The organism is Clostridium celatum, from assembly GCF_021412605.1.
GTDB classification, from domain to species: domain Bacteria; phylum Bacillota; class Clostridia; order Clostridiales; family Clostridiaceae; genus Clostridium; species Clostridium celatum.
The window spans coordinates 1-1,852 of sequence record NZ_JAJKGM010000087.1 but is presented as its reverse complement, the minus strand read 5'-3'; the positions used below and the strand labels follow the sequence as shown (position 1 = coordinate 1,852).

Annotated in this window: 4 protein-coding genes; 3 read left to right on the top strand and 1 reads right to left on the bottom strand. The window is 24.1% G+C overall.

What is annotated here, in order from left to right; all coding sequences use genetic code 11:
- The first annotated feature begins 63 nt into the window (after positions 1-63).
- The 3 genes from LPC13_RS17235 to LPC13_RS16595 all read left to right on the top strand — a co-directional run bounded on the left by LPC13_RS17235 (position 64) and on the right by LPC13_RS16595 (position 1,370).
- Complete coding sequence (locus LPC13_RS17235; protein ID WP_407080861.1) at positions 64-246, top strand: sigma factor-like helix-turn-helix DNA-binding protein; 183 nt, start codon at positions 64-66, stop codon at positions 244-246.
- Between the two features lie 156 nt (positions 247-402).
- Positions 403-597: a BhlA/UviB family holin-like peptide gene (locus tag LPC13_RS16600; RefSeq protein ID WP_005215547.1), complete on the top strand. Its 195-nt coding sequence runs from the start codon at positions 403-405 to the stop codon at positions 595-597.
- 113 nt (positions 598-710) lie between these two features.
- Positions 711-1,370, top strand: a complete 660-nt coding sequence (locus LPC13_RS16595) for a hypothetical protein (RefSeq protein ID WP_005215549.1) — start codon at positions 711-713, stop codon at positions 1,368-1,370.
- 53 nt (positions 1,371-1,423) lie between these two features.
- Here the strand turns inward: LPC13_RS16595 and LPC13_RS16590 are convergent, their stop codons facing one another.
- Positions 1,424-1,753: a hypothetical protein gene (locus LPC13_RS16590; RefSeq protein WP_234089024.1), complete on the bottom strand. Its 330-nt coding sequence runs from the start codon at positions 1,751-1,753 to the stop codon at positions 1,424-1,426.
- Positions 1,754-1,852 lie beyond the last annotated feature (99 nt).

Below are 1,852 nucleotides of genomic sequence, written 5' to 3'. Positions count from 1 at the left end.
GGACACATCCTTTCTTAACTAAATATTATTTTACTTAGTTCGATTTAATGTGTCCACTACTTTATACTAACACCAAATATACTTAATGAATCTGAAAAAAATATACTTAAATTATTTTTTGTTGAAAATTTCTCAATATCTGAAATTTCAAAATTGATGAATGTTTCTAGGCAAGCAATTAATCAAAATAAAAATAGAGCTATAAAAAAATTGAAATATATAGTTGCTGATTATATCTATTCATAATATAAATTATTTTTATAAAAATCTCATAGTTAATAACAATAAAATTATATTATATATTTTTAGTTATATAATAAATATTACTCTTAAAGACGTTGATATATGCACCTTAAAAATATGCTTAATCATAATTACTTTGTAGTTTAAGGGGGTGAAATTATGAATAATGAATTGTTTAATTTTCTAACTTCTCAAGGAATATTTGCTTTATTGTTTAGCTATCTTTTGCTATATGTTTTAAAACAAAATCAAATTCGTGAAGAAAATTATCAAAAAATAATCCAACAGCTTAGTAATACTCTTCCTGAAATGCAAAATGACTTGGAAGATATAAAAAATCAAATCTTTAAATAGTACATAAAATATAACCTGTATAATAAATATTATAAAAAGTCTATTCTGCAGGTTTTTTATATTTTTTAATATTTTTACATCCAACCTTAAAATTTAATGAATGGAGAATTAAAATGAAAAACAATAAAGAATTTATGGAGATTTATACAGCTAAAAAAGAACCAAAAGAAATGAGATCATTAATATATGCCTTAATTATTATTTCTAATGTTTTTAATTTTCTTGTATTTTTATTTTATCAATTTATTCTTGGTAAAGATATTAGCTTAACGACTAATCAACAAGGAGTTTTGGATATGTTAAAAAACTATTTTATCATTATGATTCCTTATAATTTAATTTCTTTAATTTTATACATTTTCCCTAAAAAACTAGAATTTTTGATGGAATTATATATATCTATAACTTTTGTTGGAAGTTCGATTTTATATTTCTGCATTTCTATGCTAATATTTATAACAGAATTAAATATATCAGAAGCGATTATAGTAATTATTTTAAGCATAACCATATATATATTCTTAGTTCTTGCTATAATAAGAAATATTAAAAATAAAATGAGAAATGGATTAAAAAAAGTTAACATTGATAAGAGATTAGTATCCGTTTTTACTTCTTTCTGTATAGCTTTAGGAATTATAGCTTCAAAAAAAACTGACCCATATTTTTTAACACCTGCCATAGTATTTCTAATGCTATCTTATTTACTTACACCTACCATACCAGGATTTCATAAATTTTATTTAATTGTTAAAGAAAAAAGAAAACTTTAAAAGTACTACTAAGAATATAAAATCTTTATTAACTTTACTTAATTTGGCTATATTTAAAATAGGAATAATTCATCAAATACAAGTTCAAACATTTCTTTAAGGTTTTCCTTTAATTCAATTTCAGTTAATATTTTTCCAGATATATATCCGATAAACGCACCTATAATACCTCCAACTATAGCAGCAACAAGTGGAAATTGTGGTGCAACTGCTTGTCCTAGAGCACCACCAAAAATGCCTGAAACATATGATATAGCACTATTTTGAATAACACAAGCAGCTAGAGCTGAAGCGTACTCTGCATTAGATTGTATTTCTCCAGCCTCTTCCATTGCTATAAGGTCTTGGAATGATCCTACGGCTATACCAGCAGCAAAGAACATATCATCAAGTGTTTTAAGGAAGTTTGGTGTTAGTATAAAGTAGTGGACACATTAAATCGAACTAAGTAAAATAATATTTAGTTAAGAAAGGATGTGTCC